Source organism: Stenotrophomonas sp. Marseille-Q4652 (assembly GCF_916618915.1).
Classification (GTDB): Bacteria; Pseudomonadota; Gammaproteobacteria; order Xanthomonadales; family Xanthomonadaceae; genus Stenotrophomonas.
Genome location: NZ_CAKAKE010000001.1, coordinates 2138264 through 2151784, shown reverse-complemented (window position 1 = coordinate 2151784; position 13521 = coordinate 2138264). Strand labels below are relative to the sequence as shown.

Genomic DNA, 13521 nt, shown 5'->3' with positions numbered 1-13521 from the left:
GAACAAATGAACCTGACCACAGAACTCGAACTGCCAGTAATACTCCCAGGTGTCTCTCGGGACGACAGCTGCGTCCAGAGGCTGGTCGCTGGTCTTCAGGACATGGAGGGAGTATCGCGCGTGCACATTCGCGAGGGTAGCGACGAAGCTCTCGGAACGCTCTGCATTCATTACGACCCCGAGATCGTCTCGCTTCAGCGAGTGCGAGAGGTGGCGGCATCCGTGGGCATTGAGTTGGGTGATCGGTATGGCCACCTTTTCTTGGAGCTTGGTTCGGCCGTTCACGCACGAAAGGCAAGGACAATTGCGGCGCAAGTGCAGGCCGTACCAGGCGTCATTGAAGCCACCACCAGCCCAGCTGGTGGCATAAGCATCGAGTACGAGAGAGCCAAGACAGGCGAGGCGGAGCTGAGAGCGAAGCTTGAGGCGCTGGGTGTAGCGCAAGAGCCACCGAGTCCGAGGGGAGATTTGAAGGATCAGCACGAAGGACACGATCACAAGGACCGACAGGACCCCGGTCATTCCCACGGGGGCACGCTAGGTGGCAATAGTGAGCTGATCTTCTCACTTGCTTGCGGCCTGCTCCTGATCGTGGGATTTGCGATTGAAAAGCTTGGGTTGACCCAAACGCCCTGGATCCCCACAGCGTTTTACGTAGCAGCCTACGTCTTTGGCGGCTGGTTCACGCTTGGCGAGGCGATCGGGAACATCAAGCTGAAGCGCTTTGAGATCGATACGCTGATGCTGGTTGCAGCGGCAGGCGCAGCCGCGCTCGGCGCATGGGCCGAAGGCGCCTTGCTTCTGTTCCTCTTCAGTCTCGGTCACGCCCTTGAACACTACGCGATGGGCCGGGCTAAACGTGCGATAGAAGCTCTCGCCAAGCTTGCCCCAGAAACTGCCAGGGTGCTGAGGAATGGGCAGGTCGTGGAAGTCCAGGTTGAATCGTTGATACCTGGAGATGTGGTGGTCGTACGTCCCAATGACCGGATGCCGGCGGACGGATTCGTTATCAAAGGGGCTAGCAGCGTTGACCAAGCCCCTGTCACCGGGGAAAGCATCCCGGTTGATAAGCTGGCAGTCAATGACGCTGCTCTAGCACGGGATCGACCTGATTCGGTGGTAATGGAGTCACGTGTTTTCGCCGGCACTATCAATGGCTCCGGCGCCCTGGAGGTTGAAGTCACGCGTCGATCAGGCGAATCGGCACTGGCCCGCGTCGTCAAGATGGTAAGTGAGGCTGAGACTAGGAAGTCGCCCACGCAGCGCTTCACGGACAAGTTCGAGAGAGTATTCGTTCCCGCGGTGTTGATTCTGGCTGTGCTCCTCCTTTTCTCCTGGGTTGTGGTTGATGAGCCATTCCGTGACAGCTTCTATCGTGCTATGGCAGTTTTGGTGGCAGCGAGCCCCTGTGCACTGGCCATAGCCACGCCAAGTGCTGTTCTGGCGGGCATCGCAAGAGCGGCACGTGGTGGTGTGCTCATCAAAGGTGGGGCGCCACTCGAAGAGCTAGGAATGATCCGCGCCATCGCGTTCGACAAGACTGGAACGCTCACTGAAGGCAAGCCGCGAATTACCGACATCAAAGTGATGCAGGGAACGACAGAGCAGGAACTGCTTCACGTTGCCGTCGCCGTCGAGGCTTTAAGTGACCACCCTTTGGCCGCAGCTATCGTTCGAGATGGTAATACTCGCCTGGGCGATGGACCGGTCATGGTAGCGACAGACCTCGCTAACTTCGCTGGAAGAGGCGTTCAGGCGAAGGTGAACGGCATTGACGTGTGGATAGGAAAGGCAGAAATGTTCGGTAACGACGGCATTGGCGCTCTATCCGCGGGTGCGGAGTCTGCCATTGAGGAGCTCCGTAACGCCGGCAGAACCACGATGGCCGTTCGCCTAGGTGATCGCGACCTAGGTGTCATCGGCCTTATGGATACGCCCCGGCCAGAGGCGCGTGAAGCCCTGGACAAGCTAAGGCGCTTGGGCATCCAACGAATGATCATGATCTCTGGCGACCACCAGACTGTAGCTCAAGCCGTGGCAACGGACGTGGGTCTAAACGAGGCATGGGGAAATCTCATGCCTGACGACAAGGTGAAGGCAATACGTCAGTTGAAGGAGACGGAGCGAGTGGCAATGGTCGGCGACGGTGTGAATGACGCACCCGCAATGGCTAGTGCCAGCGTCGGAATTGCAATGGGTGCCGCCTCTTCGGACGTAGCGCTGGAGACTGCCGACGTCGCGCTTATGTCTGAGGATTTGAGACAGGTTGCATTCTCTGTAGCGCTTAGTCGACGCACGAAACGGGTGATCCGTCAGAACGTGTATGTGAGCCTGGGCGTCGTAGCGTTGTTGGTTCCTGCGACCATCCTAGGTCTTGGCATTGGACCGGCTGTGGCAGTGCATGAAGGTTCAACCTTGTTGGTTGTATTCAATGCGCTGAGGCTCCTTGGCTTCCGTCAGTCGTGACATGCGAATTCTAGTGATTGAGCGCGATCGAGAAGTCGCTTTGAAGATTCTGGCCTACTTCGAGGCCCGAGGGCATCAGCTTGATACCATCGGGGACGGCATCGCCGGCCTTCACTTTGCGGCGTCCAATGGTTACGACGCAGTCATTCTTGATTGGATGCTTCCTCGCATGGAAGGCCCGGAGGTTCTGAGAAGGCTGCGGTTGAATCACGGTGTTTCAGTTCCTGTTGTGATGTTGGCTGCAAAGGTTGCGCTCTCGGACAAAATCATCGCTTTCCGCTCCGGTGCAGATGACTATGTGACCAAGCCTTTTGAGCTCCCGGAGCTCGAAGTTCGCCTAGAGGCGTTGGTTTCCCGTACGGAGGGACGCGTAACAAGGAGGCGGCTGCTGATCGGAGAGCTCACGTTGGACCTGAGTACGTTGGAGGCCACACGGGCTGGAAAACGACTGCATCTGTACCCAGCTTGCAGGAAGCTCCTTGAAGCGCTGATGCGGGCAAGTCCTGCCGCTGTGACCAGGCGGCAGCTTGAGCACACTCTCTGGGGTGACGACCTGCCCGACGGGGATCTTCTGCGATCACAGATGTCCAGCCTGCGGCGAAGCATTGGGTTCTACCGGTAATCCCCCCGCCAATTAGCTGACGTCAGAAGTGGAATTTTCTCGTAGTCTTCCCCGAGGAGGTTCCATGAAGAAGTCCCGCTTTACTGACAGCCAGATCATTGCCGTGCTCAAGCAGGCCGAAACCGGCACGCCGGTGCCGGAGCTATGTCGCGAACACGGCATCAGTTCGGCGACGTTCTACAAGTGGCGCAGCAAGTTCGGCGGCATGGACGCGTCGCTGATGTCCCAGCTCAAGGAGCTGCAGGACGAGAACCGGCGGTTGAAGAAGATGTACGCCGACGCGCAGCTCAGCGCCGACCTGCTGAAGGAGGCGCTGTCAAAAAAATGGTGAGGCCATCTCAACGCCGGGAGATGGCCCGATGGGCGGTACAGGGCGGGCGCACGAGCATCCGGCACGCTTGCCAGACCTTCGATCTGAGCGAGACCTGTTTCCGCTACCAGGTCAAGGCCAGCGAGGAGAACGCACGGATCGCCGACTGGCTGGTTCGGCTGACGACGACGTTCAAGGATTGGGGCTTCGGCCTGTGCTTCCTGCACCTACGCAACGTCAAGGGCTTTGGCTGGAACCACAAGCGCGTATATCGCATCTACCGGGAGCTGGAGTTGAACCTGCGGATCAAGCCGAAGAAGCGGTTGGTACGTGAGCGGCCCGAGCCGCTGACGGTGCCCGAGGCGATCAACCAGGTCTGGTCGATGGACTTCATGCACGACCAACTCAGCGACGGCCGCAGTTTCCGATTGTTCAACGTGCTGGACGACTTCAACCGCGAGGGCTTGGGGATCGAAGTCGATCTGTCGCTGCCGGCGGTGCGGGTGATCCGTGCGCTGGAACAGATCATCGAATGGCGCGGCAAACCGCGGGTGATCCGCTGCGACAACGGCCCGGAGTACATCAGCGGCCCCATGCTGGCTTGGGCCAAGGACAGGAACATCGACATCCAGCATATCCAACCGGGCAAACCGCAGCAGAATGCTTACGTCGAACGCTACAACCGCACCGTGCGCTATGCCTGGCTCGCCCGCACCCTGTTCGATTCGATCGAGCAGGTGCAGGACAAGGCCACCCGCTGGCTATGGACGTACAACCACGAGCGCCCCAACATGGCGCTCGGCGGCATCACACCGATGCAGAAGTTGGCACTCGCCACTTAGCTCCACTTTTGGAGTCCGCTAAAAGCGGGGGGGTTACCGCATGGAAGACGGCTAAGGAGCCCGCATGGACGGCACGCTTGGACTGGTCCTTGGCGAGCTTGTTGCCTGCCTTGGCCAGGGTGCGTGTGGCACCCAGGCCAGCGCAGCAGGGAATGCCCACCCATTGCAGGATGCGTTGGCGTGCTTCCAGGCAGGCCGCAAGAGGGTCTTTGAGGCCTTCCAGGTCGACGAAATTTTCATCGATCGAATAGATCTCCACCCTGGGGAAGAGATCCTGAAGAATCGTCACAATCCTGGCTGACAGATCCCCGTACAGCGCGAAGTTGGCTGACCTGACGAGGACTTGCTTTCTGATGTCCTTGGGGACCTGGAAGATGGGCATACCCATTTTCAATCCCAAGGCCTTCGCCTCTGGCGACAGGGCGATACAGCATCCATCGCCATTGCCAAGCACAACAGTGGGTTTGCCTCGCAGCTTGGGGTCGAAGACCCGCTCGCATGAGACATAGAAGGTGTTGCCGTCGATAAGTCCGTAGCGCATGCGGGCACGGTACGGGGCTCATGTATCAGGAGTTGAGATCAGAGGTGCTGGGTGATGGAACTGCGCACCACCCCCCAGATTTCCAGCTCGACATCCTCTGGCACGATGATGGAGGGATATCCGCTACCGCTGGCCAGGACCATGCAGTTGTTACGTATGTAGAGCTTCTTGCAGACGAAGCCGCCCTCCCACAGAGCCACGACAGTGTGCCCAGGCCGTGGGCTGATCGAACGATCGACAACCAAGAGATCGCCGTCGTGGATACCGAAATCGGCCATCGACCCGCCGCAGTCGGCCTGCACAAGGAGCGTAGCTGGTGGGTTAGGCACCAGCTTGGCATTGAGATCCAAGCGGTCTTCTTCTCGGAAGAAGTCTTCAGCAGGGCTGGGAAAGCCGCAGGCGGCAGTGGAGGCAAGCACCGGCAATGGCAGGGATGGCAGCGAGTTCTGGAGATGTATGACTGTCGGAGTGACGAGAGGCATGAGCTTTGTAGGCCGCAGCCGAGGGCTGGGTCTTGATCAGATGGTTGTTAGTAATACTACTACCTCCCGTCATTTCTGCTGAGCGCTGTCTGGCGCTGTCCAGAGTCGTCTGGTACGAGCCAGTGGAAAGTGAGTCAATTAGTGAGTCTTTGATTCTTCGCCGCGCTTGAAAAATTAGTAATTACAAGTAGTTGCAGCATGTATGTGGTTGCTGGTGGGCCCATGTCCTTCCACTCGCGTTGAAGCACTTCAGGCATTGCCGCAGCCGGCACCTTGGCTCGGCTGCGACGGTTTCTGCTTCCTGGCTCAGGCGTCTGCGCCGAGATGGCGCCATACCCGCTTTGCCAGATCCGCTGCCTCATCCCACTGCAGGCGGCTCATGACGTTGAGTTCGTAGCGTTCGCGCAGTGTTTCCAGGCGACGCTCCTCATTGGCGCGTGGTGTGTGCAGCCAGACATCGCACGCGCTCTTGACCGCGAGCGCATAGGTGCCGAAGCCATGCTTGCCCAGGCGCCCGGCAGCATGTTCGGCACGCCAGTAGGCCAGTTCGGCTTCCACGTCCAAAACCATCGGGGCGGCCCGCGTGCCCATTTGCATTGCTCTCCTCACCACCTTTGATCGGGGCCCCGAACATACGGTGAACGAGGTGAAGGAATGGCGCTGAGGTGATCACAAAACTAAGTAGTTCACTGCGCCCGATGTCGCGCGGAGTGGGAAAATGCCTGGCCCTGTGTGGCGACATCGACAATCTGCGGTGGTGTCTTCGCACCGCCGCCGCGTTTTTCAACTAACCTGAATTGGATGAGCCCGGCACTGCCGCCGCGGTCCATGCCGTCCTTCTGCAAGGAGCCTGCGGTCGTCCCATGAGTGAATCCGCAATCCCCACGCCTGATGCGGGGCACGCCGTCCTGCCCCCTGAGTCGCCGCTGCCAATGCCGGAGCAGTCGCTGCGCGAGAGCAGGCTGTACAACCGCCGGTTGCCGACCGCGCCGCGCCTGATCTTCTGGCGCCGACTGTTCGTGTTCGGCGGCACCCTGGTGATGACCACGATGGCGTCGTGGATGATGTGGGACGTGCTGGCGGTCGGTGGCATCACCGTGCTCGAAGCCTGCCTGATGATGTTCTTCGTGCCGCTGTTCGCCTGGGTCGCGCTGTCCTTCGTCGGCTCGCTCGCCGGTTTCCAGGCACTGGTGCGCGGCCTGCGCAAGCTCGGTATCGATCCGGCCCAGCCATTGCCGCGGCTGTCCACGCGCACCGCGCTGCTGATGCCGACCTATCACGAGGAGCCGGGTCGGCTGATGGCCGGGCTCCAGGCGATCTACGAGTCGGTCGCCGCTACCGGCCAGCTCGACCAGTTCGACTTCTTCATCCTCAGTGACAGCCGTCGCGAAGAGGTCGGTCGCGAGGAGGAGCGCGTCTACGCCCAGCTGTGCGAACGCGCCGGGGGCCACGGTCGCATCTTCTACCGCCGGCGTGGCGACAACAGCGGGCGCAAGGCCGGCAACATCGCCGACTGGGTGCGCCGCTTCGGTGGTGCCTATCCGCAGATGCTGATCCTGGACGCCGACAGCCTGATGACCGGCGACACCATCATCCGCCTGTGCGCGGCGATGGAACGCCACCAGGACGTGGGGCTGATCCAGTCACTGCCCGTGGTGGTCAACGGCCGCACCCTGTTTGCCCGCATGCAGCAGTTCGGTGGCCGCGTGTACGGACCGGTGGTTGCCTATGGCGTGGCGTGGTGGCACGGCGCGGAGAGCAACTACTGGGGCCACAACGCGGTGATCCGCACCCGTGCCTTCGCCGACCATGCCGGCCTGCCGGCGCTGCCCGGGCGGCAGCCTTTCGGCGGCCACATCCTCAGCCACGATTTCGTCGAGGCCGCGCTGATGCGCCGCGGTGGCTGGTCCACGCACATGGTGCCCTACCTGGGCGGCAGCTATGAGGAAGGCCCACCGACGCTGACCGACCTGCTGGTGCGCGATCGCCGCTGGTGCCAGGGCAACCTGCAGCATTCCAAGGTGGTGGGTGCCAGTGGCCTGCACTGGATCAGCCGCATGCACATGCTGTGCGGCATCGCCCATTATTTCACCGCGCCGATGTGGGCGATGCTGATGCTGATCGGCATCGCCATCCCGCTGCAGCAGGGCGGAATCGACCTGGCGCAGGCGCTGCACCTGCCGTTCTCGCCGGTGCACTACTGGCGGCACGAGGACCAGGCCGGCGTGGTGTGGGTGTTCGCGGTGACGATGGCCGTGCTGCTCGCTCCCAAGGCGATGGGCTACATCGCGCTGCTGCTCGCGCCCGCGGAGCGGCGTGGCTGCGGTGGCGGCTTGCGCGCATTGCTCGGAGTGCTGCTGGAGACGCTGTTGGCAGCGCTGATGGCGCCGATCGTGATGTACCTGCAGTCGCGCGGGGTGGCCGAGGTGCTGGCCGGCAAGGATTCGGGCTGGGACGCACAGCAGCGCGACGACGGCACGGTGCCGTGGTGGGCGCTGGTGCGCAGCTACGGTGGCCTGAGCCTGTTCGGCGTGCTGGCCGGCGGCATGGCCTACGCGGTGTCGCCGTCGCTGGCAGCGTGGATGTCCCCGGTAGTGATCGGCATGGTGCTGGCGATCCCGGTGGTCAAGCTGACCTCCTCGCGCGCGGCCGGGCAATGGCTGGCCCGCCACCGCGTGCTGACCATTCCCGAGGAGCATGACCCGCCGCGGCTGCTGCTGCGCGCAGCCGAGCTGCGCCGGCAGGCGGCAGAGGCCATGGCCGGACCGGCGCAGTAACGGTGCAGGGCATAATGCAGGCTGCCTTTCGGGAGTCGCTTTGATGCTGGAAACACTGGAGCGTGAAACCGGGACCAACCCGGCATGGTCGATCATCTGGCTGCATGGCCTGGGCGCGGACGGACATGACTTTGCCCCCATCGTTCCGGAGCTGGTGCGCCCGCACTGGCCGGCGCTGCGCTTTGTCTTCCCGCGCGCCCCGGTACGCCGGGTCACGATCAACAACGGCGTGCCGATGCGCGCCTGGTACGACATCCTCAGCCTGGATTTCCGCTCGCGTGCCGATGCAGCCGGCGTGGCCGACTCGGTGGCGCAGGTCGAAGCGCTGATCGCACGTGAGCAGGAGCGCGGCATGGCGCCCGAACGCATCCTGCTGGCTGGTTTCTCCCAGGGCGGCGCGATCACCCTGGCCGCCGGTCTCGCGCGCAACCAGCCGCTGGGTGGCCTGGTCGCGCTGTCCACCTACATCCCGGATCCCGATGCAGCCCGCGCCAGCCTCACCGGGGCGGCCGCCGCGCAGCCAGTGTTCATGGCCCACGGCAGCAGCGATCCGGTGATCCCGGTACAGATCGGCGAACACAGCGCGCAACTGCTGCAGCAGCTTGGGCTGGCCGTGGAGTGGCATCGCTACCCGATGGCCCACCAGGTCTGCGCCGAGGAAATTTCCGACCTTGGCCACTGGCTTGAACAGCGCTTCGCAGGAAGCTGAGCATGAGCGATCCGCGCGGGGAAGTCTGGCTGCCGGACCTGTGCCGGATGCACCGGGTCGCGGCCATGCTGGGCATGGCCGAACTGGTCGTGGTCGTCCTTGCGCTGGCACCTTCGGCCGCGGCCGGATGGACCCTTGCGCAGTTCCTGTACGCCAGCGGCCTGGCGCTGTGGACGGCGCTGGCGGTGACTGGCGCGCTTTGTGTTTCGCGGCGCACGCTTTCGGACTTGCCGCAGGCGCTCGGTTCGGTCGCGGCGGTCTCGCTGGCCGGGGTGATCGCGTGGGTCTGCGCCGGCATCGTGCACGGGCTGTACTCGGTGATGGGCGAGATGCCCGGGGGCATCGCGCCCGCCGGGTTCTGGCGCTTCAGCCTGGGCTGCGCGGCAATGGTGGCCCTGATCAGCGCGCTGGCGCTGCGCCATTTCTACGTCAGCGATCGCTGGAGTGCGCAGGTGCTGGCCCATGCCCAGGCCCAGGCCGATGCCTTGCAGGCGCGCATTCGCCCGCATTTCCTGTTCAACAGCATGAACCTCATCGCCGGGCTGGTCCGGCGCGACGCCGACGTGGCAGAGCGCGCAGTGCTCGACCTGTCCGATCTGTTCCGCGCGGCGCTGGTCGCGGGCGAGACCAGTTCCACCCTGCGCGGCGAGATCGAGCTGGCCCAGCGCTATCTCTCGATCGAGTCGCTGCGGCTGGGTGAGCGCCTGCACGTGGAGTGGCAGCTGGACGAGAGTGTACCTTGGACCTTGCCGATGCCGCAGCTGGTACTGCAGCCGCTGGTCGAGAACGCGGTGCTGCACGGCATCTCCAAACTCCCCGAAGGCGGAGTCATCGAGCTTTCCGTGCATCGCGAAGCCGGGGCGCTGCGGCTCCTGATCCGCAATCCGGCCCCGGAACCGGGAACCGCGCACCTGCCGCTGGGCAACGGCGCCGGCCACGCGTGTCGCAACATCGCCCACCGGCTGGGCTACCGCTTCGGACCAGCGGCGCGGATGACGGGTGGATGGAGCGATGGCTACTATGAATGTGCAATCACGCTGCCGTTGAACGAGGTATCCAGTTGAAGGTGGTGATCGCCGACGACGAGCCGCTGGCACGCGAACGCTTGCGCTCGCTGCTGCAGGCGCATGGCGGGGTGGAGATCGTGGCCGAGGCGGCCAACGGTGCCGAGACCCTGCACGCCTGTGCCGAGCACCACCCGGACGTGGTGCTGCTGGATATCGCCATGCCCGGCATCGATGGCCTGGAAGCGGCCCGTCACCTGGCGGGCTTCGAACCGCGTCCCGCGGTGGTGTTCTGCACCGCCTACGACGCCCACGCGCTGTCGGCCTTCGAGGCCGCGGCCATAGACTACCTGATGAAGCCGGTGCGCCCGGAGCGGCTGGCGGCGGCGCTGGAGCGTGCGCGCACCTTCGTCGCCGGCCGTGGCGGCGCGCAGGCAGCGATGCCGTCGCGGGCACGTACGCTGCTGTGCGCGCGCCTGCGCGGCAGCCTGCGCCTGATTCCGGTCGAGGACATCCACTACCTGCAGGCGGAGGAAAAGTACGTGGTGGTCCACCACGCGCGCGGCGAGGACCTGATCGAGGAATCGCTCAAGTCGCTGGAGGAGGAATTCCCCTCGCGCTTCATCCGCATCCACCGCAATTGCCTGGTCGCGCGCCAGCAACTGGTGGAACTGCGCCGCAATGGCGGCGGCCAGGTGCAGGCGGTGCTGCGCGATGGCAAGCAGCCGCTGGAAGTGAGCCGCCGCTGCGTGGCCAGCCTGAAGCAGGAATTGCGGCAACTGTGATCGCGACGCCGGGTCCGCGATAATGCCCGGCATGGATACCGTGCGAATCGCCACCCGGAAGAGCCCGCTTGCCCTGTGGCAGAGCGAACATGTCGCCGAACGCCTGCGCCAGGCCCACCCGGGGCTGGAGGTGGTGCTGGTGCCGATGAGCACCCGGGGCGACGAGGTGCTGGACCGCTCGCTGGCGGCCATCGGCGGCAAGGGCCTGTTCCTGAAGGAACTGGAGCTGGCGATGCTGCGGGGTGAGGCGGACTGCGCGGTGCATTCGCTCAAGGACGTGCCGATGGAGCTGGACGAGCCGTTCTCGCTGCCCGCGATCCTGACCCGCGCCGATCCGGCCGATGCCTGGGTGTCGAACCTGTATGCCTCGATCGACGCGCTGCCGCCCGGTGCGCGCGTGGGCACCTCCTCGCTGCGCCGCCAGGCACAACTGCGCGCGCGTCGCCCGGACCTGGCGCTGCTGGACCTGCGCGGCAACGTCAACACGCGCCTGGCCAAGCTCGATGCCGGTGGCTACGACGCGATCGTCCTGGCCTGTGCCGGGCTGCAGCGGCTGGGCTTCGACGAGCGCATCAATGCGCGCCTGACCCCACCGGAATGGCTGCCGGCACCCGCGCAGGCCGCGGTGGCGGTGGAATGCCGCGGCGACGATGAACGGGCGCAGGCGCTGTTCGCCGCGCTGGACGATGCGCCGACGCGCCGCTGCGTGGAAGCCGAGCGGGCCATGAACCGCGCGCTGCATGGCAGTTGCCATGTGCCGGTGGCGGCCTTCGCGCAGGAGGAGGGCGGTCAGCTGTGGCTGCAGGGCCTGGTCGGCAGTGCGGCTGATGGCCGGATAGTGCGCGCCGAAGCGCGTGGCCCGGCCACGGATCCCGACGCGCTGGGCCGGCAGGTCGCCGGCCTGTTGCTCGATGCCGGCGCCGGCGAGCTGCTGGCGCAGGCCTGACCCGGCATTGCGCCGGGTCGAGCGCCTTGATTACTTGAAGGTGTAGACCACGTTCATCGTGGTCAGGGTGTCGGTCTTGCGGCGGTCGTCGGTGACGTCGCTGTTGTGGCGGGCCTGCCAGCCGGCCTTGAGCGCGAAATGGGCGTTCATGTTCACCGAAACGCCGAAGTCGTTCTGCGCGAAGGTGTTGTACGAGCCGGATTCGATCAGCAGCGTGTTGACCAGGTCGGTGTTCTCGGTCATCGAGAACTTGAGGTCGAACAGCCCGCGGCCGATCAGGCCGGTGCGGGTCTCGTCGGTCTCCGCCTCGTGGGTGCGGCGCACACCGGGGCCGATCTGCGCGTCCAGGTTCAGGCGCTCGGTGTCGATCAGCCGCGTGCCGTAACCCAGACCGAAGCTGGACTGGCGGTCATAGGTGGCGAAGTCGTCGCTTTCATGGCGCACGGTCGCGGTCAGCTGGCGGTGCTCGCCCAGCTGCAGCGCGCTGCCGGCGCTGACGGTGTAGCGGTTGGCCGTGGTCTGGCGACTGCGCGTGGTGGTGCCGTCATCGGCGGTCTCGGTGTACTCGGCGCTGGAGCGCAGGCCGAACAGGTCGCCGCTGTGGATCCAGTCGCCATCGGCATAGCGCAGGCGCAGGCGGCCGTTGAAGCTCTCGGTGCTGCTGTTGCCGTGGGCCGAGGCAAAGCCCAGTTCGCCACCGCTGCCACTCCACGGCGAGGACATCGCGGCCGGGTCGGTGGACTCCTGCGCCCAGGCCATCGGCGCGGTCAACAACAGCGGCAGTAACAGGGAAAAACGCAGGGACATCAACGACCTCCGTGGGGGAACAGCCAGGTGCTGCAAGGCGCGTGATGATACCGGAAGACACCCCGCACCCCGGCGCGCGGGTACCGCCGCCTTTACCTGCAGTTGGGAAACCCGACCAGGTTGCGGGCCGTCCGCGGCCATCTGGTCGCCGTTTGCCCAGCGGATCCGCGCCGGTCCGGGCGCCATCGCCTGGCAGGCGCCACGACGGCTGCGTCTCGGACATAATCGGCCAATGGACCGCTATGAACGCATCAACGCACTGCATCGTCTCCTCAAGTCCGCACGCTATCCGGTGACGGTGGCACGGCTGCAGGACGAACTGGGTTGCTCACGGGCGACCGTCTACCGCGACCTCGCCTTCCTGCGCGACGCGCTGATGGCGCCGGTGGAGGGCGATGGCGAGGCGGGCTTCCGCTACCAGAGCGGGGAAAGTGACCGCTTTGAACTGCCCGGGCTGTGGCTGAGCTCGGAGGAGCTGCACGCGTTGTTGGCCTCCCAGCACCTGCTGGCCCGCACCGGCGGCGGCGTGCTGTCCTCGGTGCTGGCGCCACTGCAGCAGCGCATCGAGTCACTGCTTGCCGCCCAGGCCGGCGTGTCCTCATGGCCGGTGGAGCGGGTCCGGGTGATCCCGCACCGCGGGCGCAAGCTCGATGAGGCCAGCTTCCGTGCGGTGGCCTCGGCGGTGCTCGAGCGCAAGCAGCTGACCTTCGAATACCGGGCTCGCTCGACTGACGAGGCGACCAGGCGCACCGTCTCTCCGCAACGCATCACCCACTACCGCGACAACTGGTACCTGGATGCCTGGGACCACGGCCGCGAGGCGGTGCGCAGTTTCGCGGTGGACCGCATCAACCAGGCGCGCCTGCTCGACGAGCCGGCCCGCGACGTGGCCGACAGCGAGCTGGACGAGCAGCTGGCTGCCAGCTACGGCATCTTCTCCGGCCCGCCCAAGGGCTGGGCGACGATCGTGTTCAGTGCCAAGGCCGCGCGCTGGGTGGCTGACGAACACTGGCATTCCAGGCAGCAGGGCCGCTTCCTGCCCGACGGCCGCTACGAGCTCAAGCTGCCCTACAGCGTCTCGCGCGAGCTGCTGATGGACGTGCTGCACTACGGTTCGGATGCGGAGATCGTCGAGCCGACCTCGCTGCGCGAGCAGGCCAAGGCGCTGTTGTCGCTGGCATTGAGCAACTACGAGAATTGAGACGGCGCCCGCGCAAGGCGGACGCTGGC

The 13521-nt window shown here is 64.6% G+C and carries 13 protein-coding genes; 9 read left to right on the top strand and 4 right to left on the bottom strand.

Annotated elements, in window-relative coordinates; translation table 11 throughout:
* The first annotated feature begins 6 nt into the window (after nucleotides 1–6).
* The 3 genes from LG380_RS10230 to LG380_RS10220 all read left to right on the top strand — a co-directional run bounded on the left by LG380_RS10230 (nucleotide 7) and on the right by LG380_RS10220 (nucleotide 4240).
* Nucleotides 7–2466, top strand: a complete 2460-nt coding sequence (locus LG380_RS10230; RefSeq protein ID WP_017354994.1) for a heavy metal translocating P-type ATPase — start codon at nucleotides 7–9, stop codon at nucleotides 2464–2466.
* A 1-nt stretch (nucleotide 2467) separates the two neighbouring features.
* On the top strand, nucleotides 2468–3088 hold the full coding sequence (locus tag LG380_RS10225; protein WP_318780080.1) for a response regulator transcription factor: 621 nt from the start codon (nucleotides 2468–2470) through the stop codon (nucleotides 3086–3088).
* A gap of 64 nt (nucleotides 3089–3152) precedes the next feature.
* Nucleotides 3153–4240, top strand: a protein-coding gene (locus tag LG380_RS10220) for an IS3 family transposase (protein WP_225764963.1) whose coding sequence is annotated in 2 segments (ribosomal slippage) — nucleotides 3153–3405 and nucleotides 3405–4240 — 1089 coding nt in all. Because the reading frame shifts where the segments join, the coding sequence is not laid out codon by codon here.
* Here LG380_RS10220 and LG380_RS10215 read toward each other — a convergent pair.
* The 3 genes from LG380_RS10215 to LG380_RS10205 all read right to left on the bottom strand — a co-directional run bounded on the left by LG380_RS10215 (nucleotide 4206) and on the right by LG380_RS10205 (nucleotide 5860).
* Nucleotides 4206–4781: a hypothetical protein gene (locus LG380_RS10215; protein WP_225764962.1), complete on the bottom strand. Its 576-nt coding sequence runs from the start codon at nucleotides 4779–4781 to the stop codon at nucleotides 4206–4208. The two genes, LG380_RS10220 and LG380_RS10215, sit on opposite strands and share 35 nt — an antisense overlap.
* A gap of 38 nt (nucleotides 4782–4819) precedes the next feature.
* Nucleotides 4820–5263 (bottom strand): translesion error-prone DNA polymerase V autoproteolytic subunit, encoded by a 444-nt coding sequence (gene umuD / locus LG380_RS10210; RefSeq protein ID WP_053505816.1) that lies wholly within the window; start codon nucleotides 5261–5263, stop codon nucleotides 4820–4822.
* A 306-nt stretch (nucleotides 5264–5569) separates the two neighbouring features.
* Nucleotides 5570–5860, bottom strand: coding sequence for a hypothetical protein (locus LG380_RS10205; protein ID WP_225764961.1), 291 nt, complete (start codon nucleotides 5858–5860; stop codon nucleotides 5570–5572).
* Between the two features lie 266 nt (nucleotides 5861–6126).
* Between LG380_RS10205 and mdoH the strand changes: the two genes are divergently transcribed.
* Genes mdoH through hemC form a run of 5 tightly spaced genes read left to right on the top strand, consistent with a single transcriptional unit; the run spans nucleotide 6127 to nucleotide 11484 of the window.
* The gene (mdoH, locus tag LG380_RS10200) at nucleotides 6127–8040 is read left to right on the top strand and encodes a glucans biosynthesis glucosyltransferase MdoH (RefSeq protein WP_225764960.1); all 1914 of its coding nucleotides are present in this window, start codon (nucleotides 6127–6129) and stop codon (nucleotides 8038–8040) included.
* Between the two features lie 40 nt (nucleotides 8041–8080).
* Complete coding sequence (locus tag LG380_RS10195) at nucleotides 8081–8749, top strand: alpha/beta hydrolase (protein ID WP_225764958.1); 669 nt, start codon at nucleotides 8081–8083, stop codon at nucleotides 8747–8749.
* A gap of 2 nt (nucleotides 8750–8751) precedes the next feature.
* Nucleotides 8752–9813, top strand: a complete 1062-nt coding sequence (locus LG380_RS10190; protein WP_225764956.1) for a histidine kinase — start codon at nucleotides 8752–8754, stop codon at nucleotides 9811–9813.
* Nucleotides 9774–10538: a LytTR family DNA-binding domain-containing protein gene (locus tag LG380_RS10185; protein WP_225764954.1), complete on the top strand. Its 765-nt coding sequence runs from the start codon at nucleotides 9774–9776 to the stop codon at nucleotides 10536–10538. The genes LG380_RS10190 and LG380_RS10185 overlap by 40 nt, the downstream gene beginning before the upstream one ends.
* Before the next feature lie 31 nt (nucleotides 10539–10569).
* The gene (gene hemC / locus LG380_RS10180) at nucleotides 10570–11484 is read left to right on the top strand and encodes a hydroxymethylbilane synthase (RefSeq protein ID WP_225764952.1); all 915 of its coding nucleotides are present in this window, start codon (nucleotides 10570–10572) and stop codon (nucleotides 11482–11484) included.
* Between the two features lie 30 nt (nucleotides 11485–11514).
* Here the strand turns inward: hemC and LG380_RS10175 are convergent, their stop codons facing one another.
* Nucleotides 11515–12243, bottom strand: coding sequence for a DUF481 domain-containing protein (locus LG380_RS10175; RefSeq protein WP_225766571.1), 729 nt, complete (start codon nucleotides 12241–12243; stop codon nucleotides 11515–11517).
* Nucleotides 12244–12523: 280 nt separating this feature from the next.
* On the opposite strand from LG380_RS10175, the gene LG380_RS10170 reads away from it, so the two are divergent.
* Nucleotides 12524–13492: a YafY family protein gene (locus tag LG380_RS10170; protein WP_225764951.1), complete on the top strand. Its 969-nt coding sequence runs from the start codon at nucleotides 12524–12526 to the stop codon at nucleotides 13490–13492.
* Nucleotides 13493–13521: the final 29 nt, after the last annotated feature.

What these genes read in the sequence shown, in the direction of transcription:
- LG380_RS10230 (WP_017354994.1), top strand. Translation starts at nt 7, where the DNA reads ATGAACCTGACCACAGAACTCGAACTGCCAGTAATACTCCCAGGTGTC.
- LG380_RS10225 (WP_318780080.1), top strand. Translation starts at nt 2,468, where the DNA reads ATGCGAATTCTAGTGATTGAGCGCGATCGAGAAGTCGCTTTGAAGATT.
- LG380_RS10215 (WP_225764962.1), bottom strand. Translation starts at nt 4,781, where the DNA reads ATGCGCTACGGACTTATCGACGGCAACACCTTCTATGTCTCATGCGAG.
- umuD (WP_053505816.1), bottom strand. Translation starts at nt 5,263, where the DNA reads ATGCCTCTCGTCACTCCGACAGTCATACATCTCCAGAACTCGCTGCCA.
- LG380_RS10205 (WP_225764961.1), bottom strand. Translation starts at nt 5,860, where the DNA reads ATGCAAATGGGCACGCGGGCCGCCCCGATGGTTTTGGACGTGGAAGCC.
- mdoH (WP_225764960.1), top strand. Translation starts at nt 6,127, where the DNA reads ATGAGTGAATCCGCAATCCCCACGCCTGATGCGGGGCACGCCGTCCTG.
- LG380_RS10190 (WP_225764956.1), top strand. Translation starts at nt 8,752, where the DNA reads ATGAGCGATCCGCGCGGGGAAGTCTGGCTGCCGGACCTGTGCCGGATG.
- LG380_RS10185 (WP_225764954.1), top strand. Translation starts at nt 9,774, where the DNA reads ATGTGCAATCACGCTGCCGTTGAACGAGGTATCCAGTTGAAGGTGGTG.
- hemC (WP_225764952.1), top strand. Translation starts at nt 10,570, where the DNA reads ATGGATACCGTGCGAATCGCCACCCGGAAGAGCCCGCTTGCCCTGTGG.
- LG380_RS10175 (WP_225766571.1), bottom strand. Translation starts at nt 12,243, where the DNA reads ATGGCCTGGGCGCAGGAGTCCACCGACCCGGCCGCGATGTCCTCGCCG.
- LG380_RS10170 (WP_225764951.1), top strand. Translation starts at nt 12,524, where the DNA reads ATGGACCGCTATGAACGCATCAACGCACTGCATCGTCTCCTCAAGTCC.